Source organism: Paenibacillus apis (genome assembly GCF_018333295.1).
In the GTDB taxonomy this organism is placed as follows: Bacteria; Bacillota; Bacilli; order Paenibacillales; family Paenibacillaceae; genus Fontibacillus; species Fontibacillus antibioticophila.
On sequence record NZ_BORS01000002.1, the window covers coordinates 428,655 to 451,626 of the forward strand.

Sequence of the window (22,972 nt, forward strand, 5' to 3'; positions counted from 1 at the left end):
CTCCCTTATTATTCATTGTCGGTCAGTCGCAAGTAAAGGGCTTCAAGATTATCTGCTTGATGCTCCTGCAATAGAGCTTCCGGATTCCCCTGAGCAACAATCTCGCCATGATGCATCAGAATCAACCGGTCCGCAATACGGGCTACTTCCTCCATATCATGAGAGGAGAACAGCACGGTCACGTTCTGATCCGCAAGACGCCTCATCAGTCCCCGTACCTCATGTCGAGCGCGAGGATCAAGTCCGGCCATGGGCTCATCCAGTACAACTAATTGGGGATTGTGGATCGTAGTGATAGCAATAGCCAGCCGTTTTTGTTGTCCGCCGGACAGACGAACGGCCGGCGTTTTTCTGGCTTCTAACAGATTGCATGCCTCCAGTTTATTGCGTACTTGCTCCTTATCTAACTTGACATGATAGAGCGCCGCGAATAAGGATAAATTCTCTTCCGCTGTATAGCCCTCAAAGAACGGAGTAGATTGAAGCTGTGTCCCGATATGTGCGCGGTAGTCTTCTCTCCATCGCTTGATATGCCCTGAATCCGGCTGCAAGATTCCCAGCAGCATAGATAGCGTGGTGGTCTTTCCCGCACCATTAGTTCCGATGAGCGCAAGAGTTTCTCCTTGATAAACTTCGATGTCGATTCCTTTTACGACTTCGCGGTTACGGAACTTCTTCCGTATTCCTTGAGCCTCGATTAGTTTGGTCATATTTCTTCTCCTTATAGTTAATATTGTTTATTCAACGTTGACTAATTGGATATTTTTTTCTCCCTCATAGAGGGAGAAATATGCATTGACATACTATAAAAGTTTCAAAGCTTGCTCAACAAATTCCTGCTGCTGCTTGATGATCGAAAACATATTATCAAAAACCAGCTTGACCATAGGCGGCAGCCCATGCTCCATCGCTTGGCTCTTTGCTTCCAATCCCCGTTTGATACTTGCATATTCTTCGTTCAACGTAAGGCGCTGCTGTTCCAAAGCCTGTCTAGCCTCTTCAGGGGATAGCTTCTCATAAAAAGAGATTCCGGCGTACAGGGTGGAAGGATAATTGGCAGAAGTCACTGTCAATGCCTCGCGAACCAAGTCCTTCAGGTGTTTTATTCCCCGATCCGTAATTTGGTAAATTGCTTTCTGACGGTGTCCAGACTGTTCTATACCGCTGATCTCGACATAGCCCTCTTGCTCCATCTTTTTCAACGCATGATAAATAGAGCCTATTAGCACACCGCTCCATCGTTCAGCATCCGTCGTCTGCAGCATTTGTTGAATGTCATATCCGGACATCGGCTTCATATCCAGCATGCCGAGTACAAGTAATCGTGTCATTGCTTTCACCTCCATTACTCAACGTTGAATATTCTACATTAATTATTCTGGTGAATCAAGTTTCGCCCGAAAAAAATTTTCAAGCACATAATTTGGCACACAAAAAAAGCCAGCATTTCTGCTGACTTTTCGAAGAATGGATCGTCAGGGGCTCGAACCCTGGACCTGTCGATTAAGAGTCGAATGCTCTACCAACTGAGCTAACGATCCATAATATAAGCTTGTCCTGCACCATCTGTGCTTCTTCGAAATCGCCTTTTTTAAAAGTCTGTTTTTCGAGGGGACTTTTATAGTATATCCATTTTAAAAAACAGAGTCAAGCATTATTTTTAAAAAAATGATCCGGAATAACTAACCTGCTTTTTGAGCCGGCGGAAGCCGCCGACTCACCTGAGATAAATTCCACTATGGTAAATATAATACGTGTTGGCATCAAGACTCTTCAATAAGCGCAAGGATTGCTCGGCCTGGACGAGATTTATACAATACTGAGGATTCGCAATTGCCAGTTCACCTTCCTCCACTACAGCCGCATCTCCTGTAATCACACTTTTCAGCTCTGGAAAATACAGTGAAATATGCCCTGTCGTATGACCCGGCGTGGCTAATACTTCGCAATGCCCATCCATGAGGTGATCCCCGTCCTTGACGAGAAAATCGACTGAAGCCGCTCTTAACCTCTTCAATTCCTCAATGAACTCCCGCCCGGACTCCGCCTGTTGCTCATCCATCTCCTCCAGCAATTGTTCGGCTTGGCGCAAGCGCTCCGACTTGACCTCTCCGGCTATAGCCTTGCTCTCCCATTCGCTTGCAATGATTCTAACCGCAGGATGCTTCTCCTTGAAATCATGCAAGGAACCGATATGATCGTCATCGTAATGCGTAATAATGATCTGGGTTAGCTGGTCTGGATGATACCCCTTCTGCAATATTTCGCCTTCGATTCGATCGAGAAATCCAGGGTAGCCGGTATCCACCAAAGTCAGTTCATCTTTATACACAATTAGGCTGGGGCAGATAGAGTACATTTGTCCATAATACTCGAATTCAATGGGCAGATTAATGATCTGCACAGGGTTATTCATTACACCTGTATCTTTCATGCATGAAGCCCCTTTCCTGATTAAGCAATCGTCTTAATGACTCTAGCCGGGTTGCCTCCAATGACTACATTGTCCGGGACATCCTTCGTCACCACGGAACCCGAGGCAATGACAACGTTGTTGCCGATAGTCACACCGGGGTTGATCACGGATCTTCCGCCGATCCACACGTTATGACCGATATTCACCGGCTTGCCGAACTCGGCTCCGGAGTTTCGCTCAGCGGCATCAAGCGGATGTGTTGCGGTATAAATATGAACACCCGGCGCAATAAAGCAGTTGTCTCCGATCCGAATCTCACAAACATCCAGAAAAACACAATCAAAATTGGCATAAAAATTTTTGCCGACATAAATATTATAGCCGTAATCACAACGAAAAGTGGGTTCGATATACGCACCTTCCCCCGTCGAGCCTAATAACTGGCTAAGCAGCGCTGTTCGCTGATCCATATCTGTCTCAATGGTATTATTAAACAGCCGAGTCAGCTTGCGAGCATTCAATCTGTCCCGTGTCAGTTCCGGATCTCCCGCTATATAGAGTTCACCGTTAATCATTTTTTCTTTCTCTGTCTTCATAAGAGCACTCCTATCTTTATGTGGTTAAATTGGGTTGCGGCTTGTGCTTTGTTTCCCGAAAAATACGTTAAGACGTTCCGAAAAAAGCAGCATGGCGGCGGCAGATGTTGCGATAAAGAATGGGAATATTCCGATTGTCGTATACCCGGCCAGCAAGCCAAGCAGCGGCGGCAGCAAGGTGCTGCCTGTATAGGCCATAGCCATCTGATAACCCATAATTTTCTGAGCTCTCGCTTCGCCAAATCGGACAGGCGTCTCATGCAGCATGCAGGGGAAGATCGGAGAGAGTCCCAATCCAGCTATCAGCAGTCCGCATAATGAAAAACCGGCCGGAAGCGGCAGCAGTAGCAATAATGTGCCTGCCAATGTCGTAATTTGTCCCGTGCGGATCAATTGGCGATTTGTCAGCTTGAACGTAACAAAGCCGGTAATGAAACGCCCGATGGTGATTCCCGCGTAGTACAGAGAAACCCAGAGTGCGGCTTGGTCGGCGGCCAGCCCTTTCATTTTGACCAGGTAACTGCTGCCCCACAGGCCCACTGTTGTCTCAACCCCGCAATAGAACAGGAAACAAGCCAAAGCAAACATAACACTCTTAAGGCGAGGCTTTCCTGCTCCGCTGTTGCCAGACAGAGAGGGCCCCTCAGTGGATGTGTCTCCCAGCCCAGTGCTCTGTTGAACTGCTAGCCGTCTCCATAACGGGAGTGATACTAGCAGAACGATCACCAGTGTAAATTGAATCCCGGCAACCGCCTGATAACCATCTCTCCATGAAGCATTTCCATTCAGGAAGGAGGCCATGATAATCGGGCCAGCCGTTGCCCCTACGCCCCAGAAGCAATGCAGCCAGCTCATATGATGGGCTTTGTAGCGTGCAGCGACAAAATGGTTAAGCGCTGAATCGACGGCCCCTCCGCCAAGTCCAAGCGGAATGGCGCATACCATCAGCCAAATGATTGACGGGGCAGCCGAGAAGCCTGCCAAAGCGCCTGCTGTCAGGATACAGCTGACAAGCGTGACAGGACCTGTGCCGAACCTGCGAGCAACAGAGCCACTGATCAGACTGGATACAATGGTGCCGATGCTGATCGTCATCGACAATACACCAGCCATCCCAATCGGTGCGCCAAGCTCCGGTCTCATCACAGGCCAGGCTGATCCGAGCAGCGAGTCAGGAAGCCCAAGGCTGATAAAAGCCAAGTAAATAATCAATAGTAAAAGTGTTCCCATATACGTATAAAACTCCTATCCTTATCATCAATCTTCATGGTCATCGAGAATCAGGTTCATGCCAAGCGTCCTCAGCCCGTTTAAATAGTCCTCTCTCCAATCACTTGCCGCTAGGACGGGCAGATGCTCTTTTGGAATATAGGCGGCACTTCTTGAAGCGATGGCATCCAGAAGCTCTTCGCTGACTTCGTCGCGGCAGAAGATGACGGCCTTCGGATTCACCATGGCTGCATAGGAAGCTATCAACCGACTCACCGCATCGATTGCACTGGAATTATTCATCTTTACAGCGGCACCTTCTTCGTTCGAGATCGCCTGTTGAAAATTCCCTCCGTCATAGAGAGGCACGAACGACACTTCTCCCGAAAAAGACGTGCTTCCGCGGACAACACTGCCGTTAAGCCATAAACCTGCCCCTGGTCCGTTTTGTCCGAAGCACAAATAGACCAGGGACTCGCTATTAGACACGCGCATTCTTTCGCAATAACCGAGCACAGCCGCATTCATATCATTCTCCACCGCAACGGGAAGCCGGAATTTTGCCTGGAAAAATCCCTTCAGATCAAAGTCCTGAAACTTCTCATACCCGGGGATGTGAATGATGCGACCATCCTTGACAGCTCCAGGCACTCCAAAGGAGATCGCACGAATGCCGGGATGAAGCTCCATCAAAGACTCCAGTTGCTTGGTCAGCGTATCGATTCCTTCCTGAAGCACACCGGAACAGCTTCCGCTCTCCTTCACTTCGCCCAGCGCATTGCAGATGGCATACGGCGTTTCCTTCTTCTCCAGAAACATCGTGATCCCCAGCCTGTAGTCCGGGGTGTAGGCATAACGTCTGGCTCTTCTTCCGCCGCTCGAATCATCCAGACCGACAGCCGCTACTTCTCCTGCCTTCTCCATCACACCGACAAACTTGCTGATCGTCGGAAAGCTAATTCCAAGCTGTTCGCTGAGCTCGACCTTTGTTGCACTTCCTGAGTTCAACAGCGCTGTGCGGATACCGCGAAAAATACTCCTTTTCATATCCTTCGGTGTTGAAATCCTGTCGCCCATTCCTGCTCACCTCGATTCCGAACACTTTTTAAACGAATTTAATAAGTGCGCTATTATCATATCAAGACCTTACCTGAAAAGATAGACCTTTTAACAAAAAAAGAGACTGCTCCTAAGAGCAGCCTTAAATCTCCCTTCCGCCTGAATCACTTCCGTGCGGATTTTCTTTCAACCATGTTGATGCCAATGCCCATATATACCACTCCAATCAGCAGTATAAGGGAAAGCTGGAGTGCAATCTCACCGATTCCCGCATCCGAATTGACTACCTTCATTAGCGCATCCATCGCATGGGACATCGGAAACAAATCCGCGATGAAGGATAGCACCGGATTATTCAGCACCCCCGGCGGCATATAGGCGCCACTAATAAGGGGAATCATAGGAACAAAAGTCGGATAAATCGCATAAAACTGCTCCGGCTTGCTGACAAACCCCGTGATGAGCATAGCGAGACTGATCATCCCGAAAATAAAGATAGCAATGATCAGCACAATCAATCCGAAGTGATGGCCTAAATCAAATTTGAATACGTATTTGAACAGGATGAGAACAACGACGACCTGAAAAAAGGAAATGAAAAAGCTGTATGAAATATATCCAAGATACATGCTGGTTTTATGGATTGGCGACAAGATCATTCGGTCCCATATCCGGGATACTTTGTCGTACGTAACGCTGTTCACCTTGAAGCCCATCGTGAATAGGGAGATTAGGAGTGTAAAGGCAAACATGAGCTGTGTGCTCATATTATGACTCTGCACCTTGTTGCCGTCGATCCCTTGCTTGGTTAGTTGAAAAGGAGGCTTCTGCAAGTACTCGTTCACAGCTTCCCTAAGCTTCTCTTCTTTAATGGCGCCGGAGGAAGCCTGTAACTGCATTTCCTGAGTATAAATCTTGCGTACATACTGATCCACCTGCTGAATTGTTGGGGAATCGGAGGCTGCAATCAGACGATAATCCTGCTCCAACAGCTTCACCGCGACATCGCTTCGCCCCTTCTGCACCTGTTCGCGCGCATGCTTCGCATCCATCACTTTGAAGTGATAATACGCCCCTTCCCGATTCAGCAATGGCAACCACTTTTCCTCGATTGCCGCTCCATGCTCATCCTCACTAAAGACAGCGATTGTCGTCATATTCTGACCACCGCGTACAAACAACAAGGTTGCCAAAATGCTTAACACAATAAAGAGAAGAAGGAGCAGCGGATTTCGTCTATCCTTTGCAAGTTGTGCCATAAATACCGAGCCCATCAGGCTTCACCTCTTTTCGGATACAGAAGCATTCCTGCAAATAAAAATAAAATGCCGACCAGACTCAGTACAACCAAAGGCATCCCTAAAGACGTACCCCTCTCCAACTGAATCCACTCGATCACCGTTGACAGCATAAGCCCATTCGGCGTCCATTCGCTGATGCGCTGCAGCCATTCAGGAAATAGATAAATTGGAACAAAGTTCCCTCCGAGAATGCCAAGCGCCATCGTAAAGAGCAGGATAAGCCCGTTAGCCGCATCCATTTTGTTTGTTCTAAGCGAAATGGAAGTATAAAAGGCGGAAATACCGGCTACGGTCAGTGCATAGACGGTGATCATCAACAGAAGACCGATCCAAAAGGAGAGCGGCTTTCCCGTAAACAAGCCGAGCAGCAAATGCGATACAATTACAACAAATGAAAACTGCAGCCAGACCAAAACAAAAGTAGCGCAAGTCTTGCCCATTAAATAAGACATGGGTTTCGTATTCGCTGCGACGATCCGTTTGATGACCTCTTCCCGCTTTTCCGCACCCGTCTTCTCGGCTACAGTTGAAGCAATAAACAGGGAAAACAGCGCTCCCATTGCCATCGTAAAGTATTGGCCCATCGTGAACGGCTCGGCACCCTCCAAAGCTTCGCGGCCGCCCTCCGGCATGGCCACTGCCTCCGCCGCCGTCCTATCGCCTCCCGAATGTTGAAGCGCAAGCTGGAAATTCATCTGGTCGAAAAATTCGCTAATCATCATTTGAATGACCGTCACATTCATGGAATTTTCAGCTACAACAAAAGGCAGGCTGACTGCAGAGGCCTCCTTGTCGAGCATGATCGCATTCAACATGTCATAGGTGTACCCTTGCGGGATTTTAATCCAGCCGTCGATCTTCTTCTCCTTCAGCTGTTGAAGCGCCTCGGATTCACTTAACTCATAGACCGTCAACCAATCCGCAACCTCCGGGCGATACAGATATTGCTCTAGGAAGGCAATTGGCTTCATGTCTGCACTGTGTTCCATTAGTGCTTGAGCTGCGGTCTGATCCTCAAGCCTCTCGATATCCGCTATAAATTGTCTAATCCCTGCCTCTTCCGCATCTTGATTGACAATAGCCAATTTAAGATCAAGAGGACTGGTACTTCCTCCTGCAACACCGGAGAAAGCAAAGCTTAAGATGACAATCAGGACAATCGGCGTCACGAGGACCGTGAGGATCTCCTTGCGATTTCTCCAGAACAGCAACAGGTCCTTGAAGATAAAAGTAAGCATCGTATTTCCCCCTAGTCTCTCAGTGTCCGCCCCGTTAAATGCAGAAATACATCCTCCAGGCTAGGCGTATCCACCTGGTAATTGATCAATTCGGCGCCTGCCTTCTCGGCTTCACGAACCAGCAATCCCAATGTGTTGCTGCCCCTTGAGGTAATAAAACTGATAATCTCTTCCTTCGTCTCCACGTGATGAATATTCTTCAGTCCCTTGATCGCCTCGACAAAGGATGCGCTGGGCCGGTCAAGCTGAATCTGGATCTTGTCCTCATTGGAAAGAATGCTCATCAGCTCCGCCTTGGTGCCTGCCGCAATGATTTTACCATGGTCCATGATGTATACCCGTTTGCACAATTGTTCAACTTCCTCCATGTAATGGCTCGTGTATAGCACTGTCGTACCGGAACGCTCATTCATCAACCGGACCATCTCTAAAATATGAGTGCGGGATTGGGGATCAATCCCTACGGTAGGCTCATCAAGAATCAGAATCTTCGGTTGATGAAGGAGGGCGGCTCCAATGTTCACTCTTCGCTTCATCCCGCCGGAGAATGTCTTGACGATTTCCTTCTGCCTGTCCTTAAGACCAACCAGCTCAAGTATATCCTGGATGCGTTCTTCTAGCAGGCGTTTCTCAACTTTATAGATCTTCCCGAAAAACTTTAAATTTTCATAAGCTGATAATTCTTCGTACAATGCAATTTCTTGCGGAACTACACCGAGCACTTTTCTCAAAGCAGCCGGATCCTCCACCGTGCTTTTTCCATGAAACTTGATATCGCCAGACGTAGGCTTGATCAGTGTCGAGATCATCGAGATCGTCGTCGACTTTCCAGCCCCATTCGGACCCAGCAGTCCTACAGAGTCCCCTTCATCAAGGTAGAGGTTAATTTCGTCCACGGCCCGTTTGCCCTTATACGATTTGCAAAGCTTGAATACCTCCAGCATGCTGTACTCCCCCTGCATCCCTATAATTTTCCTAGAGCGTATAATAAAAAGACCGGAGCCGCTACTTACTCCAGTCACTAATTCCTATGTATGCATGACTTCAGTCACTTTTTTATACCAGGTGGTGCTTGATTGCATAAATGGCCAGCTGCGTCCGATCTCTCAGCTCGAGCTTATCCAGGATTTGACTGGTGTGATTTTTGACCGTCCCGATCGAAAGCGCCAGGCGCTCGGCAATCTCCCGGTTGCTCAGTCCTTCGCCAATGCAAGACAAAATCGCCCGTTCCCTTGGCGTCAGCGATGGATCCGGCTGGTTCGCTTCCTCCTGCTTGCCTAGCAGAGCAGGCACCACCTTCGCGGCAATCTGATCCTCAAGCGACAGTCCGCCTGCAAAGGCGCTCTTCACCGAACGGATTAATGCAGAGGTGTCTCCGTTTTTCAGCAAATATCCGCTTACCCCGATTTTCAAAGCATTCATGACATAATCCTGATCATCAAAGGTCGTCAGCATCAACAGCTTCACTTCCGGTGAACGCGCGCGGATAAATCTAGCTGTCTCAATTCCGTCCATTTCAGGCATGCGAATATCCAGCACAGCAACATCAAACTGATGATGCTCGCACAGGGCGACGGCTTCCAGGCCGTTATTTGCTTCTCCCGTCACCCTGATCTCCGGATCCGTCTCAAGCATCGCTTTCAAGCCTTGCCTGACCATCACTTGGTCCTCCGCCAGCAATACTCTAATCATCAGGCTCCCCCCTATCCGTAATATGAAGCCAGCCCCGCACCACAAATTGCCCGGAAGCGGCAAAGACCTCCAAATCCCCGTTTATTTTGTTCAGTCTCTCCCTCATTGAGGTTAATCCAAACCCCTCCTGATACGAGTAAGGATTTGTAATCGGGTTGCTGATTTCAAACCGGAACACACTGCCCCCCGGCGCCTCAAATAGAATTTTTGCCTCTCTAGCTTTGCTGTGCTTCATAATATTAGTCAGTGCTTCTTGAACAGAGCGGTAAATGGCGAAGGACTGCTCCCCATGAAGCGGAGCGCTGAAAGCACCATGGTTGACGGTAAAATAAATGCGTAAGAAGCTGTCGCTCTCCAGCTTCCGGATCAATCTCATAATTCCCTGCAATCCGCCTGTGTCTCCATGCCTGAAGGCTTTTACGGCCCTGCGGGTCTCTTCCAGGCTATCGTAGGCTAGCTGCTTTATCAAATCGACCTCCTCGTGATACGGATTGCCGTCCTTCAAACGAAGCGATTCGATCTGCATAAGGAGTGCGGTTAACTTATGCCCCACCGAATCATGGATCTCATGGCCGATCAGCATTCGCTCTTCCTGTCTCGCCGAATCCTCCTCGGTTGCCAGCCTTCTTTTTAAGCTTCTGTACTCCGATATCAAGGTGTTGTATCTTGCATTAGCAAAAGCTTCCCGTTCATGCTTTAACCGATATAGCACTGCGCCGGAATACAGCAGAATGACATAGATGGAAATAAACAGCCAAGAGGAAGGCTCCAGGCCTGCCCTCACGGCGACCAGGCAAAGTCCCGCAATCTGAAGCACAGCAGGATAAATAGCGGAGAACAGTGAAAGACGTTGAATTATTTCCCAGACCACCATGCATTGAATCAGTAAAAGAAAGGGATTAAAGGCCTCACTGGCCAGGGGATACAGGTTGACCACCGAGAGGATCGACAGGACGCATAGTAAGACAATCGTAGTTCTGGGCTTCTTCGTTAGCAGGGGCAGTACAAAGAAAGCTGCAAAATACGCTGCCGCGCCGAGCAGTCTCCAATACTCGGTTGTCATATGACTCCAATATGTACTCAAAGCTGTTGCCCAGACCAATAGCTGCAGAACAATCCTTAAAAAGTATGTCTTCAATCCTATCCCCCGTCCTCTTCAGAGCGTTCACACCTAGTATTGATTAAAGCATGACCTTGTACCTTTATTCAACGATTGACAGCATTAAGGTTTATATACTAAACTAAATTCCATGAAAAATAAATCGGAGCATTCGCAACCTATTAGCAGTCACGGAAGCAAAAGCTTGGGCCGCTTAATTATGCAGCTTAGAAAGCTTGAACGGCAGCCCCATACTTTTGGACAGGCAGGCAAGCTTACTCCCAGTGAGATCCATACAATTGATGCCATTGGCTGTGACGGAGCCATCCTCATGAGTGAATTGGCTGCACGTCTCGGCGTAACCAAGGGAGCGATCACCCAACTGGTTGATCGGCTGGAGTCGAAGTCATTAGTCCTGCGCTCCCCGCATCCCACCGATTCAAGAAGCTCCCTCCTGTCACTCACCGACATGGGAAAGGAAGCTTATCTAGCCCATGAATCGGTCCATATCTCTTTTTATGACCAGCTTCGCTCCCAGTTGACAGAACAAGAAATTGAAGTATTCGAAAAAAGCATAAATATATTAAACCGCATGTTAGACAAGTAATTTTTTTTGAATATTTAGTTTAGTTATTAAACTAAATCAAAAGTTAAGTCATTGGAGGAATCATCATGTTAAGAGACCAAATTGTCGTCATTGGCGGATACGGACATGTCGGACAAGGAATATGCCAAGTGCTTGCGAAGAGCTATCCGGGCAAGGTCTATGCCGCCGGTAAAACACTCTCCCGGGCAGATGCCTTCAGCCAGGCCACAGATGGGCGGGTTCAACCGATGCAAATCGATATACACGAAGTACCGGACGAGCAATTGCTGGCTGGAGTTAAGCTAGTAATTATGTGCCTGGACCAGCAAAATACGGCATTCGTCGAAGTGTGCCTGAAGCAGGGGATACGGTATATAGATGTATCTGCCGATTATCGGTTTCTGTCTCAAGTCGAGCGGCTTCATCCACTAGCAGTTGCAAACGGCGCAACAGCCATCCTGAGCGTCGGACTTGCCCCGGGTTTAACGAACCTATTGTCCCTTCAGGCTGCCAGGCTCTTGGATAAGACAGACAATATCAACATCTCCCTCATGCTTGGATTAGGCGATTCCCATGGCAAAGCAGCCATTGAATGGACAATAGATAATCTGCGTAGAGACTTTCATACGATAACGCAAGGAAAAAGCCAGCCGCACTCCAGCTTAACAGATGGGCTAAAAACCGACTTCGGCGGGAATTTGGGACGTCGTACAGCATATCATTTTAATTTTGCCGACCAGCATATTCTGCCTAGGACTTTGCAAGTGCCTGACGTTTCAACCCGGCTCTGCTTCGATCATACCTTTCTTACCTGGTTTATGAGCGCCTTAAAACGTATTGGAATCCTCAACATGCTAAACGTGGGTTGGATCCGGGATGGGGCTGTCAGCCTGTTCAGTGCTATAAAGCTCGGCGAGCCCCTGTTCGCACTCAAAATTGATGCCTACGGTAAATTGAAAGGCCTGCCTGCCCATGCGGAATGCTTTATGCAGGGCACTGAAGAGGCGGCGATCACGGCACGGGTAGCTGTCTTGCTGGCAAGGAGGCTCTATGCCGCCGAAATGGAACCGGGCGTATTCCACATTGAGCAATTGTTCCGCTATGAATCCTTCGAACAGGATTTGGCCGACATTGCGGACATGTCGTCTCAGGTCACGGTCAGAACATAGAAGGGACCGACACTATCACCCGGCTGACAGCAAATCGGTTAACATTCATCCTGAGCCAGAGATTTCTCATTATAAGGCGCATGATATTTAGGCGATTGAAATGTTATTTTTGCATAGACAAATGAGGGAAGCTTTGCTATATTAATCACTGAACAACGTTCAAATCATTGTTCAGTAAGGAGGACATGATGGTCCCAAGAAATGATGCTAAAAAAGCAATTGTTGATGCAACTATAGAATTGATTCAAGAAAGCGGAGGGAATATCGAAGAACTGACCGTAAGAACCATCGCCGAAAGATCCAATGTAGGAATAGGATTGATCAATTATCACTTTCAAACCAAAGAAAATCTGATCGAGGTTTCTGTTCAGCAAATCATCGGCGAGGTCATATCCAAATTCAAGCCAGATATGAACGGGAATTTGAATCGCATCGAGCAACTAAAAAACGTGGTAAAATCGGTTGCCGATTTCTTAGCGGGTAATCCATCCGTCGCCCGAATCTCTATTCTTGGCGATTTTAAAACGCCGAAAACATTCGATAATACAATGCAAACCGTGAAAGGATTTGGCCTATCCCTAAAAGACGTGAATTTTCCGGACAAGGACAAAACCTTGCTGATGTTTATGATAACCTCGGTCCTGCAGGCTGTTTTTCTGAGAAGGGAACTAAGTGAAGAGCTATTCGGATACCAGTTTGACGACAAGGTTCAAAGAGACCGGTTCATAGATGTCATCATGAACTATATGAAATGGGAGGGAACAGATTCCAATGAATAAACAGCTAGGTTTTTATTCCTCCATCATCGCCGGAGGTTGTACGATTCTATTTTTGATTGGACTTGTTACTTTTAACGGTTGGCTTAGCTATTTCGTATGCCTGTTGCTAGGCTGGGCCTATGTGTTGCTGGCCTGCGCATTCGCTCAGGAAGCGGAAGAAGATAAGAAAGGAGTTGCTCTGGGAGGCGTGGCGATTGCAGTTATTTATTCGGTTTTTACGAACTTCGTGTATTATTCGCAATTGACGACCGTTGCCCATCAGTCTGCAAGTCCGGCGGTCATCGAAGCAATCACCTTTACGCCTGGCAGCTGGGTGTTCGGATTCGACATCATGGGGTACGGGTTAATGGCATTATCCACCTTTCTCATCGGCCTAACCATCCGTGCACAAACTGGAAAAGAGCGGGTGATGAAATATATGTTCCTTATCCATGGGGCATTTTTCCCGGTTTGCGTGCTTCTTCCGATGTTCAACGTGTTTAAGCAAGGCGGCGAATCTGATATGTCTGGTGTAATCGCTCTTATCTTTTGGTGCATCTATTTCGCCCCGGTAATGGCCCTGTCTGCTCTTTATTTCGGGAGTCGAAAGCGAGAAAGCAACCCCCTTGCTTCTGCAAAAGCCTGATACCGCTCATCTGCTCTTTTCAGCATGGAATCTTAACACCGTTTTTAGCTTCTCCGGCTTTGTCTTTCGAGGGTCGGACAAATAGATTTCCCGATGCAGTTTACTAGTGCGGCTGTAACCATTCTCTGCACAATAGGCTTCCATTCGGGCAAAGCTCGCCGGCTCACCGTCGTAACTGCCAATATGCAGCATTTGACAGCATAGGCCTTCTTCCATGGACTCAAAACGGGCGGTCTCCAGAAACGGATTAGGCTTTTTTCCTTTTACCTGTTCCAGGAACCGCTGAAATCCTTGCTCCGTCAAAAAATCCGGTTGCCGTATCATCAATGTGTATTTGTAGTTGCTTTTGTCCGTTGAGGGTTTGGTTCGATCCACTAAATCCCAGACCCCCTCCATCGGAAAAACAGTATATTCGTAGTAACCCTCCGGCACATCCTTGCTTTTGTATGACATCCTTACGGCATAGCTTAAGCTGTACAAAGCCTCAACCGCCTTAGAGAACTCCTCTCCGTTGGGGTCTCCGGAGCCCTCCACCATTATAAAATTCATGTTCGGAACTTGGATAATCTCTGGAGACGACTTCGGCAGATACAGTTGCTTGAAATCCTTTTTGAAATCCACTTTACGATTCAATGGATATAACCCCCTAATATCATGTTAGCCTCAGTATATCACCCTAAATATGACATTTACCGAGGCTTTTTTCTAATTAATGAAGAATCCTCAGAATATTTTATATGGATCATTTACTACCGAAATAATACTTGATATACTATCGATATTAATCTATTGGAGGTGCTCTATGTTTAAACCAGGCGTAACCATATGGTACAGCGTGAAGAGCTTGAAAGACACAATCCACTTTTACAAGGAGCTATTGGGATTCGAGCTTGCCTTTCATGATGCTGACTCTGGAATGGCTATGGTAAATACGACGACCAAGGATTGTATTATCGGATTCTCCGAGGCAGAAGAGGTTATTCCTTCCACATCATCCACCGTATTTGAGGTTTATGATATTGAGGCCTCAAGACGATCCTTGGAGCAAAAGGGCGTAACCTTCATCGGTGAGACAGAGACCGTACCCGACATGGCAAAGCTGGCGACTTTTGTGGATCCTGACGGACACAGCCTGATGTTATCCGAGGAATTGAGTCCGCTCTGAGTACGGAAGGTCAAGTTCTTCAGCTCTCGCAAGAGCTCTCGGGACAATGGACGGTGCCTATTCTAGTATCACTGGAGAAATGCAGGGGCCGTTTCACCCCGATACAGCATCATTTGCAAATATCTCCGGGACGTTTAAGCGACAATCTAAAGCGGATGACAGAAAGCGGTCTGCTCCGGCATCTATCGCCCTATGAGCGACGTCATCCCGCTTTGCCCGAATATGTTCTGACAGAAAAGGGCCGACTGTTCCGGGAGGCAGCTCTGATGCTCCAAGCTGCCGAGCTTGAGCTGGGATACGGCAGATTGTCGGCTAAAGCCTGGAATATGCCCGTTTTGCTCGCGCTGCATTACAAACATGAGCACTTTCAAGATATCCGTCAGGCTTTGCAGCAGGTGACGCCGAGCATGTTATCTGCACGATTGGGTAATCTCCATGAGCTAGGGGCGGTGGACAAGCAATTAATAGCTCAGCCGCGCCCTTCATTTCTGTACCATTTGCAGCAGCCAGCGAAAAGGCCCATTCATCAGCTGGCGGCCAACCTGGATTCCATCGTGTAATTCTCGTTAAACGTAACCGTCAAACAAGCGCACATGATAGGCCATGTGCGCTTGTTTTTCCTGGGATATGATGCTGAATTCTTTTAATCAATGTTCGATATGCTCCCTTTCAAATCCCTCCCATTGAAATCCAGTCGCCTGTTCGCTCCATGCCCAGAACCGTGATGCTTCACTGGAATCCTCTGCTCGCGTGGACGGAGAAATCCGCTTCTTGCGATAATAATAACCGCCGGATTGCTCCGCCAACTCCGGAGCAGTGGCAAGGAATATGGCCGTAGAGGAGCCTTCCTCCGGAGAAAGGAAAAAGGGACGCAGCAGCTTGTGCACCATTTTGCCGAACCCGGTTTGGCGATTGACGCCGATGTCAGTCGAGACGGCACCCGGATGCAGGGCGTTCACCGTTACCTTCGTCGCGGCCAGGCGGGCTGCCAGTTCGCGGGTAAACCAGATATTCGCCAGCTTGGAGCGGCCATAGGCATTCCAGGTTTTAAAGCCTCTGTTCATGCCTGGATCTTCATAATTCATTCGCCCAATCTTGTGGGCGCCGGAGGAGACTACAACGATTCGTCCTGCGGTGCTGCGCAATAGGAGGGGCATCAGCAGCCCTGTCAGCAGAAAATGACCCAGGTGATTAACCCCAAGCTGCCTTTCGAAGCCATCCTCCGTCACTTCCCGCTTGATCGTAACCACTCCCGCGTTATTGACAAGAACATCGATATGATCGACCCGTTCCGCAATTTCGGCTGCCGCCGCACGAATACTAGCAAAGGAAGCCAAATCTCCCAATACCATCTCCGCATCGTTGCGACCGCTTCGGCGATTCACCTCATCGACTGCTGCCTTGCCCCGCTTGGCATCCCGAACTAATAACAGAACCTTCATGCCATGCTCGGCTGCGAGCAGAGCCGCTGTTGCCCGCCCCATCCCGCCGCTTGCCCCTGTTACTACAGCAATGCGGTCCTTGCCCACAAATGATTCCGTCCCATTGGCCACCGCTTTGAAATCCTCCATCTCCCCGCACATCCCTTCGCCCCATTCCCCTTATTGGGTTCCTGCTTCTTCATTTATTGGGTGCCTGCTTCTTCATTCGATTTCCAGATGACATTCTCTCCATAGTCCTTACCCCAGTCATACATCGCCTTCAATAAAGGCATTAAGCTCTGCCCATATTCTGTAAGCGAATATTCAACACGCGGCGGGACCTCGGCATACACCTTCCGCTCCAGTAATTGGTCTTCCTCCAGCTCGCGGAGCTGGTTCGTCAACATCTTTTGTGTAATATGAGGGATTTGTCTCTTCAGCTCGCTGAATCGTTTGGTTCCTTCCAGACCAAGATGCCATAATATAATCAGCTTCCATTTGCCGCCAATCACAGCAAGAGTCAGTTCTTTTTCACAGTTGATTTCCTGTAGATTGATTCGTTCTTTCACTTCAGAGGCCATGCATCAGAACCTCCTCTCGTTTATTCATTTTGAGACTCAAATGTATATTTATTTTACTACAGTGATGGACTAGTGCAAAACTCGCATCTTACGTTCCCTTCAATAAGCAGCAATGAAAAAAAGACCGGAGTCCTGTTCACCCAGGAGCTCCGATCTTATAGCTTCTTATTCCAGATTGGCATGCCGGCCAAACATATCTGCCCCCGTAATGCCTTCCATATCCATCAGTGTTAATACCAAGGCATCCAGACAGAGCAGAAGTCCTTGCTCAAACAGAGAACCCATCGGCTGAATTGTGATCGCCGCTCCGCTTGCAGCTGTGTCCTCCTTGGCTGATGCCGGAACCTGAACAATAGCTTCTGCCAGTCGTCCGATGGTGGATTCCGGCTTGATGGTAATCAGTCCAGCCCTTGCCCCGATCCTAACAGCCTTCTCTGCCATCAATGCCAGGCTTCCCGTCTCTCCGGACCCGGAGCATAGCAGCAGCAGATCATTCGGGCCAATTCCAGGCGTCACGGTCTCGCCCACCACATAGACCTGCCGTCCGATATGCATCAAACGCATGGCAAATGCTTTTCCCATGAGTCCGGATCGGCCAGCCCCGGCAATAAACACCTTTTCTGATCGGAGCATAAGCCCTGCCATCGCCTCTAGCTCCGTATTGCTAATACGGGTAAGCGTCCGTTCCAGCTCCTTCAGAATTTCGGTTGTATAATGTGTGCCGCTCATGCTGCTTATCCTTGCTTGATCAAGCGTTGAATTTCGGACGCCACTGCCGCTTTATCCTCGGCGCCGGTAATGCCGCCGCCAACGATAACAAGATCAGGGGCAGCTTTAATTACCTCAGGCAAGGTCTCAAGCTTGATCCCGCCGGCAACCGCAGTCTTGGCATTTGTCACGGCACGTTTGATCGTCAGCAGATCTTCGAATGGGTTCTCTCCAACCGCTTGTTGATCATATCCGGTGTGCACGCAAATATAATCAACGCCAAGCGCATCGACCTCACGCGCCCGCTTCTCAAGATCCGCCACGTTGATCATGTCCACCAAAATCTTTTTGTTCTGCTTTTTGGCTTCTTCCACTGCACCCTTGATCGTCATATCATTGGATACGCCCAGTACGGTTACAAGATCCGCACCCGCCTCGGCTGCCTTCATGATTTCATACCCGCCGGCATCCATAATCTTCAGATCGGCCAGCACCTCCAGATGAGGAAAAGCATCCTTCATCGCCTTTACTGCGTGCAAGCCTTCATTAATTACAATCGGCGTACCAATTTCAACAATGTCCACGTAGGACTCAACCTCTTTCACAAGTGCAATTCCTTCCGGAATATTTACAAGATCCAATGCCAGCTGCAATTTCATAGTTAGTAGCCTCCTAAGTCATTCAATTGACCTTATTGTAAAGATGAATGCTACGAACCGGAAGTACGCACTTTGAAGTGGGGTAGTTACCTGGAGGATACTAATGATATCTCTGGACATTTATACGCTATACGCCGTCTATACGCTATACGCCGTCCCTTTCAGATTAAATCAGGACTTTGCGTTGAGCCTAAATATTCATATTGGTACACCCGACCTGTAGCCCCGGAGGGCACGGCACGGAATTTCCCTTTATCTACAAGGAGCCGACAATACTTGATGACCGTTTCCTTGTGAAGCTCCAGCTCTCTGGCGGCTTTCGCAGGGCGAATCATCCGATGGTGACGAATGGCCAGACGCATCAGTTGCCGCTCAATTCTCCCGAATTTACGGAGAACGCCCCCTTCTTGTCCCGTCGGCGCAACCAAATATGGCGTCAATATACCGCGAAGCATAGCTACAATGAATAAAGGGTTTTCCTTCAGCTCATCCAATGAAATCTCAATATAATGAAAACCTTGCGATTGCAGATAGAGTCCACGATTCAAATCCATGCGATATTTCGTCCGATCCTGCCCATGCGAACCGTAATCCATAATCTCGAACACGAAAAAGTACTCACCCAATTTCCACATGAAATCCGTGTAATAAGACCGTCCCCTCCAATCCTTCACCTCGTATTCGGGACGCAAGCCATTAAAGTGTCCCATAAGCGGCCACCAAACTTTTTCTGCAAATAAACAGTTCCCATAACCATGCCCTCTCCTCAACGCATCCTTTCGATCTCCTTGCCGCCTGGCTAAATGACTTTCAATCCACTGATCGTGCTCAACCTGAAAACTCAACTTTTTCACCTCAATTCCCCATTTTTGCTCAAAAAAATACCCGGTCATCCTTTATCATTAAAGGAATACCGGGCGTGCTTCGCCAGTCATATCTAGATTTAATAATTATAGTATGTCATTCCCGTTCCAATTTCAAGAAAAAGATGAGCAGCGGGGATTTGTACGTTTTTCCGTATAAAAGTCACGTGTCGGCGTCTAAATTACTGCTGTTTATATGATATTTCGTACAAAATTTCCGATTTTACCCTCCATACAGGATTTTTTATACGACATTTCGTACAAATGCCCTCATAGCAACGGCACAAGCAGATCTTTATACGAAATTCCGCACAAATATCCGTTCGTCCACCCAAATACCGCAGTATCTGATCGCCTCGCCCGCTCTTTATACGAAATTCCGCACAATACTCCCATACCCGCTAACCTCACCCGTCCATTCCTTTCGAGAGCACTACCAGATCGCCATCCCAATCCGGGATAAAAAGACAGCCGTTATAGTGGGACGGCGGTTCTTATCCAGTAATCTGCTTGGGGCTTGGATTGAATTCATCCTATGTCTTCCATTTTGCGGCAGCCGAGTTTTCCCTCTCCCCGTGCCGGCATTTAGCTACTAATCTTTACAGGAATAAACACCTCCATCTGCCCCCAGCCTTGTGCTTCCATAACAGCCTTCGGCGTAATGATATGCCCCATGGAATAGTGATTCGGCCGGATATCAAGCTCAAGAAAATCAGAATTTTCAACGTAATCGAGCACTTCCTTTTGTAGCCTGTCATGTGCCTGCCCGTCACGGTCAGGATAAGCAAAGGTGATGTACAGCCCGCCGTCGAAATCCATGGTTTCAAAGCCACCTGTTTCTCCGTTTTCCGTTAATGCCCAAAGCCAAACCATTCCCTGCTGTTCTTCATCGTAATAAAGGAAGTCCCTGGGCATAAAGCTCTCGCTCGGTCTAGGTGTCACGCTTGAAAAAAACTTGTCAAAGCTTCTCAAAATCCCATCATCGGAAAAATCACCAACTTTGTCTAATCCTGATGTTACCGCCTTGAATGGAGGCAGTGAAATGATTCTGAAATTCATAAAAAACCTCCTTAATAGTGCTTGATCCATTTTTCTTTTTCATGTCATTTTGCCTTAAACTGCTCAATTAAAGCCGAAACCCCATCCATACAATCCGCAAAAGCCCTTAGCTTGTCAGCAATCTTCTTACGTTTGCTTTTATTCTGCAATGCCTCTAGGGTAACATTAAAGCCTCCGCCCAAAGCCTCTAAATCCGTACCGTTGTCATCATTCCAGTAGTGGCCTGTTTTGCGATAAAGCTCAATAATACTGCTAATAAATGTCATATTCGGATTCAAGGCAAGCGCCTTATCTAAAAAGCCCTTGCAACCGCCGCTGTTGGTGGCAAGACAGCAAACGTAAACCGTGTGCATCCCCCAGTTGTCGAATTCTTCCGGCGTGATTTTCTCGAAATAACCTTTTTCAATGTGATCTGCCCATGCATGAAATGCTTTTACTCCAAAGCAATAGTTCTCGCCTTCATAAGTGAGCAGCTGAGGCAGAGATAATATCCGCTCCCGATAAATTCCAGCCAAATCCTTGCTCTCCTGCTTTTCACCGATAAATAACCAGCCATGGCAATGATCGTCCTGATCTACATATCCCTTTGGCAATAAATCCTCCACGGATATGGAATCAGGCACCGTTCCGTCGCCGCCCATATAGAGCAAGGTTTTCCCGTAATCAGCATACCCTACCAGCACCCCCCAGCCAAAACGGTTATGCGGATTGTTGCCATAATCATTCAGAATAACGGGTATTCCCTTGTCAATATACGCTATGAGCATTTGCACATACATTTCCCTGTTGGATAGGATTTGCTTCAGCGGAACAAAGGTGCTCGCATACCCGCATTTTTCAAAGATTTCTTCAATAACGTGATGGTTCCCTTTTTCACTTAGGCGGTAATCCACTACGCCGCTACCCCGAAAGTAGTTCTTGGAAAAAATCTGCGTGAAGTTCTCCCCGGTTAGCCCCGCAAAAAACCAATAGTCGAAATCCCGTTCATCCAGACATTCCATCAGGTAGCTCGCACAGCCGTTGAACCAATAATTCTGACCGTATTCGGGATGAATGATCTGCCTTAAATCAGGCAGTGTGTTGTTGCTCTGCTTCACATTCATTTTCAATGCTCCTTGTATGGTATTTGTTTTCGCCGAGGTTTTCAGCTGTGAAATTTTGATTGAGCGAAATCTCTTTTTTCCCTGCCCGTTTGTACCAATTATTATCGTCTCCGGTGTATGTAAGTGTAGGTCCATATTCATATAAGGGAAGCTAACGCCGCAAAAGCGGACTTCACCGTTCAGAATGACCGCAAAATGCTTTTCACCCACAATCCACGTCAGCTTGTTATAGCGGTCATGAGGAATATTCCCGATTTCCGGATAGGAAAATGCATTCCCTAGTACAGGCTGCTGAAAAGAAAGCGCATGTTCTTTTAAAGCTTTATCGGCATAATTTTCGGCATTCATGGTGTAGGTGCAACCTCCGTGGGAGAACCAGAGGCTGCCCTCGGTTGTTCCCCAAAGGTATTCTTCACTCTCTTCCTCCGCGATAAATTCCATGTCAACCCGAAACGGGAGTCTCACGGCCACATTGGTATCCAGCTTCCTTTCGGAAATCCATGCGATAAATTCAGCCTCGCCATTCTCCAGAACCGTAAAATGGGGATCATAAATCGGCGTGATTTTGTGAAAATCAACACCATATTCCTGCAGAATCGGATTAGCTCTTTCGATTTCTTCATAAGTGATACACTCTGTAATTTCAAACTCAGAATAGTCCACAAAATTAGGCTTGCGCTGTCGTACAGGGACATAAATATTTATCCGCTCCCGATTGTTTTCTGGAGAAAACACAGCCTCGATCAACGCTTCATGACGTAAGCAGCCATTATGAAGAAAATCCACCTCAAAGCTTGGATTATCGTCAAAGCTTTGCAGCATCCGGTACTGTAAGGCCCCTAAGTCTTCATCTGTATAAGTGGACGAAACCGCAAACAAACCACCCGTAAACTCTCTGTATTCAAATGGGAATGCCTTTGTGGATTCGTTACACTTTTCCATGTCAGAGATTTGGCCAGGAAGCTTCTGCATAATAACAATATCCTCACCGCTCTGAAACTCAAACATCGTACGGCTTCCCGGCTTACCAAAGGGGATTTGATTGGCGGAAAGCCAGTCCCAAAAGCTCTCTATTTCCGATCTCCTGCTATCCGTTCTTATAGATGTAATCATAAGCATTGGCGGCAATGTCACAATATCCATCTCCAGCGGCTTAGCCAGCTTATCCGAAATGGTGTTCAAGGTTTCCATTGACAGATCCTGCTTGGAAGCGGACAGAAACTCTTTTTGCGCCTTCTCATAAAGTAAGGGCAGAGCAGAAATATGGGTGATTCCGTGGGCAGTCATGGCATTCAGAAAGTCGCTGACAAAGGCTTTTAATTGAGATAGCGTGCTTATTTCGTCATCAATTTCCTCCATGCGTTTAACGAAGCTATGTACTAAAGTTTCCATGTCCTGACTTTCGTAAATCCGCAGAATATCCTTGATGGAAATTTGCATTTTCCGCAGTACCAAAATCTGCTGCAGCCGATTGATATTATCACTGTCATAAAAACGGTGCTTCTCAAAAGGCGGACGCTCGCTTCTCAGCAAGCCTACCTGTTCGTAATATCTGAGTGTTCTTGAGGATATGCCGAATTTTTCCGTGACTTCAGATATTTTCACCAGACTCATAACAACCCTCCGTCTCGTTTTGCTATGATT

25 protein-coding genes and 1 tRNA gene are annotated in these 22,972 nt (G+C 47.7%); 6 read left to right on the forward strand and 20 right to left on the reverse strand.

Annotated elements, in window-relative coordinates; translation table 11 throughout:
- Window positions 1-8: 8 nt before the first annotated feature.
- The 12 genes from KI362_RS04575 to KI362_RS04630 all read right to left on the reverse strand — a co-directional run bounded on the left by KI362_RS04575 (window position 9) and on the right by KI362_RS04630 (window position 10,649).
- Complete coding sequence (locus tag KI362_RS04575) at window positions 9-710, reverse strand: ABC transporter ATP-binding protein (RefSeq protein ID WP_301625172.1); 702 nt, start codon at window positions 708-710, stop codon at window positions 9-11.
- A 93-nt stretch (window positions 711-803) separates the two neighbouring features.
- On the reverse strand, window positions 804-1,331 hold the full coding sequence (locus KI362_RS04580; RefSeq protein WP_301625174.1) for a PadR family transcriptional regulator: 528 nt from the start codon (window positions 1,329-1,331) through the stop codon (window positions 804-806).
- A gap of 137 nt (window positions 1,332-1,468) precedes the next feature.
- Window positions 1,469-1,541 (reverse strand) — tRNA-Lys (locus KI362_RS04585).
- Window positions 1,542-1,717: 176 nt separating this feature from the next.
- On the reverse strand, window positions 1,718-2,404 hold the full coding sequence (locus KI362_RS04590) for an MBL fold metallo-hydrolase (RefSeq protein ID WP_301625276.1): 687 nt from the start codon (window positions 2,402-2,404) through the stop codon (window positions 1,718-1,720).
- A gap of 50 nt (window positions 2,405-2,454) precedes the next feature.
- Window positions 2,455-3,012 (reverse strand): maltose O-acetyltransferase, encoded by a 558-nt coding sequence (maa, locus tag KI362_RS04595; RefSeq protein WP_301625176.1) that lies wholly within the window; start codon window positions 3,010-3,012, stop codon window positions 2,455-2,457.
- A gap of 24 nt (window positions 3,013-3,036) precedes the next feature.
- Window positions 3,037-4,242, reverse strand: a complete 1,206-nt coding sequence (locus KI362_RS04600) for an MFS transporter (RefSeq protein WP_301625177.1) — start codon at window positions 4,240-4,242, stop codon at window positions 3,037-3,039.
- A 27-nt stretch (window positions 4,243-4,269) separates the two neighbouring features.
- On the reverse strand, window positions 4,270-5,298 hold the full coding sequence (locus KI362_RS04605) for an ROK family transcriptional regulator (RefSeq protein WP_301625178.1): 1,029 nt from the start codon (window positions 5,296-5,298) through the stop codon (window positions 4,270-4,272).
- Window positions 5,299-5,444: 146 nt separating this feature from the next.
- Window positions 5,445-6,539 (reverse strand): ABC transporter permease, encoded by a 1,095-nt coding sequence (locus tag KI362_RS04610; RefSeq protein ID WP_233500596.1) that lies wholly within the window; start codon window positions 6,537-6,539, stop codon window positions 5,445-5,447.
- A 14-nt stretch (window positions 6,540-6,553) separates the two neighbouring features.
- Window positions 6,554-7,819 carry an ABC transporter permease gene (locus tag KI362_RS04615; protein WP_301625180.1) on the reverse strand — a complete coding sequence of 422 codons (1,266 nt, stop codon included), beginning with the start codon at window positions 7,817-7,819 and terminating at the stop codon, window positions 6,554-6,556.
- A gap of 11 nt (window positions 7,820-7,830) precedes the next feature.
- Entirely contained in the window at window positions 7,831-8,763 is a 933-nt protein-coding gene (locus tag KI362_RS04620) for an ABC transporter ATP-binding protein (RefSeq protein ID WP_301625181.1), read from the reverse strand.
- 112 nt (window positions 8,764-8,875) lie between these two features.
- Window positions 8,876-9,511 (reverse strand): response regulator, encoded by a 636-nt coding sequence (locus KI362_RS04625; protein ID WP_044477765.1) that lies wholly within the window; start codon window positions 9,509-9,511, stop codon window positions 8,876-8,878.
- Entirely contained in the window at window positions 9,504-10,649 is a 1,146-nt protein-coding gene (locus KI362_RS04630; RefSeq protein WP_301625183.1) for a sensor histidine kinase, read from the reverse strand. The genes KI362_RS04625 and KI362_RS04630 overlap by 8 nt, the downstream gene beginning before the upstream one ends.
- 181 nt (window positions 10,650-10,830) lie before the next feature.
- On the opposite strand from KI362_RS04630, the gene KI362_RS04635 reads away from it, so the two are divergent.
- The 4 genes from KI362_RS04635 to KI362_RS04650 all read left to right on the forward strand — a co-directional run bounded on the left by KI362_RS04635 (window position 10,831) and on the right by KI362_RS04650 (window position 13,769).
- The gene (locus KI362_RS04635; RefSeq protein WP_301625184.1) at window positions 10,831-11,217 is read left to right on the forward strand and encodes a MarR family winged helix-turn-helix transcriptional regulator; all 387 of its coding nucleotides are present in this window, start codon (window positions 10,831-10,833) and stop codon (window positions 11,215-11,217) included.
- Between the two features lie 65 nt (window positions 11,218-11,282).
- Entirely contained in the window at window positions 11,283-12,365 is a 1,083-nt protein-coding gene (locus KI362_RS04640) for a saccharopine dehydrogenase family protein (RefSeq protein ID WP_301625186.1), read from the forward strand.
- A 188-nt stretch (window positions 12,366-12,553) separates the two neighbouring features.
- Window positions 12,554-13,144 (forward strand): TetR/AcrR family transcriptional regulator, encoded by a 591-nt coding sequence (locus KI362_RS04645; protein ID WP_301625188.1) that lies wholly within the window; start codon window positions 12,554-12,556, stop codon window positions 13,142-13,144.
- Window positions 13,137-13,769, forward strand: a complete 633-nt coding sequence (locus KI362_RS04650; protein WP_301625190.1) for a hypothetical protein — start codon at window positions 13,137-13,139, stop codon at window positions 13,767-13,769. Before KI362_RS04645 ends, KI362_RS04650 begins: the two co-directional genes overlap by 8 nt.
- A gap of 6 nt (window positions 13,770-13,775) precedes the next feature.
- Here the strand turns inward: KI362_RS04650 and KI362_RS04655 are convergent, their stop codons facing one another.
- A complete protein-coding gene (locus tag KI362_RS04655) occupies window positions 13,776-14,402 on the reverse strand; it encodes a GyrI-like domain-containing protein (protein ID WP_301625191.1) in 627 nt (208 codons plus the stop codon).
- A gap of 169 nt (window positions 14,403-14,571) precedes the next feature.
- On the opposite strand from KI362_RS04655, the gene KI362_RS04660 reads away from it, so the two are divergent.
- Window positions 14,572-14,934, forward strand: a complete 363-nt coding sequence (locus tag KI362_RS04660) for a VOC family protein (protein ID WP_212939525.1) — start codon at window positions 14,572-14,574, stop codon at window positions 14,932-14,934.
- Window positions 14,931-15,494, forward strand: a complete 564-nt coding sequence (locus tag KI362_RS04665; protein ID WP_301625278.1) for a winged helix-turn-helix transcriptional regulator — start codon at window positions 14,931-14,933, stop codon at window positions 15,492-15,494. Before KI362_RS04660 ends, KI362_RS04665 begins: the two co-directional genes overlap by 4 nt.
- A gap of 87 nt (window positions 15,495-15,581) precedes the next feature.
- Here KI362_RS04665 and KI362_RS04670 read toward each other — a convergent pair whose 3' ends face one another.
- From KI362_RS04670 to KI362_RS04700, 7 genes are all read right to left on the reverse strand, one after another.
- The gene (locus tag KI362_RS04670; protein ID WP_301625193.1) at window positions 15,582-16,505 is read right to left on the reverse strand and encodes an SDR family oxidoreductase; all 924 of its coding nucleotides are present in this window, start codon (window positions 16,503-16,505) and stop codon (window positions 15,582-15,584) included.
- A gap of 53 nt (window positions 16,506-16,558) precedes the next feature.
- A complete protein-coding gene (locus KI362_RS04675) occupies window positions 16,559-16,936 on the reverse strand; it encodes a winged helix-turn-helix transcriptional regulator (protein ID WP_301625195.1) in 378 nt (125 codons plus the stop codon).
- Window positions 16,937-17,101: 165 nt separating this feature from the next.
- Window positions 17,102-17,665, reverse strand: coding sequence for a 6-phospho-3-hexuloisomerase (gene hxlB, locus KI362_RS04680; RefSeq protein ID WP_301625197.1), 564 nt, complete (start codon window positions 17,663-17,665; stop codon window positions 17,102-17,104).
- Between the two features lie 5 nt (window positions 17,666-17,670).
- Window positions 17,671-18,303, reverse strand: coding sequence for a 3-hexulose-6-phosphate synthase (hxlA, locus tag KI362_RS04685; protein ID WP_212939529.1), 633 nt, complete (start codon window positions 18,301-18,303; stop codon window positions 17,671-17,673).
- 161 nt (window positions 18,304-18,464) lie between these two features.
- Entirely contained in the window at window positions 18,465-19,013 is a 549-nt protein-coding gene (locus KI362_RS04690; RefSeq protein WP_301625199.1) for a hypothetical protein, read from the reverse strand.
- A gap of 738 nt (window positions 19,014-19,751) precedes the next feature.
- Window positions 19,752-20,225 carry a GyrI-like domain-containing protein gene (locus KI362_RS04695; protein WP_301625201.1) on the reverse strand — a complete coding sequence of 158 codons (474 nt, stop codon included), beginning with the start codon at window positions 20,223-20,225 and terminating at the stop codon, window positions 19,752-19,754.
- Window positions 20,226-20,269: 44 nt separating this feature from the next.
- The gene (locus KI362_RS04700; RefSeq protein WP_301625203.1) at window positions 20,270-22,942 is read right to left on the reverse strand and encodes a MerR family transcriptional regulator; all 2,673 of its coding nucleotides are present in this window, start codon (window positions 22,940-22,942) and stop codon (window positions 20,270-20,272) included.
- Window positions 22,943-22,972: the final 30 nt, after the last annotated feature.